1 protein-coding gene is annotated in these 619 nt (G+C 62.5%); it reads left to right on the forward strand.

The window, feature by feature from the left end; genetic code table 11:
• A partial coding sequence (locus tag QCE69_RS39360; RefSeq protein WP_309936161.1) for a DUF6531 domain-containing protein occupies positions 1 to 619 on the forward strand: 619 nt, incomplete at both ends.

The raw sequence follows: 619 nt of genomic DNA on the forward strand, positions 1-619 counted from the left end.
TGGCGAACCGGTCAACGGCATCACGGGTGAGGTCGTGGTGCAGCAGCACGATTTCACCGTGCCGGGACGGCTGCCGCTCGTGTGGAACCGTCGTTACGCCAGTCACGACACCCGTCTGGGCGCAGTGGGCTGCGGCTGGCAATCGCCTGCTGATATCCGCATCGAACTCTTTGAGCACGATGGGGAAATTGGCAGCATTGTCTGCTTCCCTGACAAATGGGTGTGCTTCGATCAGATGCCAGCGGATGAAGGCTGGGGTGCGCGGATCATCGAAGGCGTCGGAGGGTATGCGCTCTATCTCGACGGCACGCGTTTGATCGTGCGAAGTCGGGAAGGCATCGAACACCGCTTCGCGATGCCCGAGCAATGGCGCGAACAGGCGCTTGCCGCCAATCCGCAGCAACCGCTCCAGTCGTGGCTTACGCAATTCAACGATCTGAACGGCAATGCGTGGCGTATCGAGTTACCCAGTGAAGGCGCACTGCGCTTCATCGAATGGTCGGGCGATGCCGCGACGGGCCGCCTCGTGCACTGCGCTGCGGGCGATGTGCCCGGCTGCATCGGCAGGGTGACATTGCACGATGCACAAGGCCAACGCTGGCCGCTGGTGCGCTATGAG

Origin of the sequence: Caballeronia sp. LZ032 (genome assembly GCF_031451315.1) — a bacterium.
Classification (GTDB): domain Bacteria; phylum Pseudomonadota; class Gammaproteobacteria; order Burkholderiales; family Burkholderiaceae; genus Caballeronia.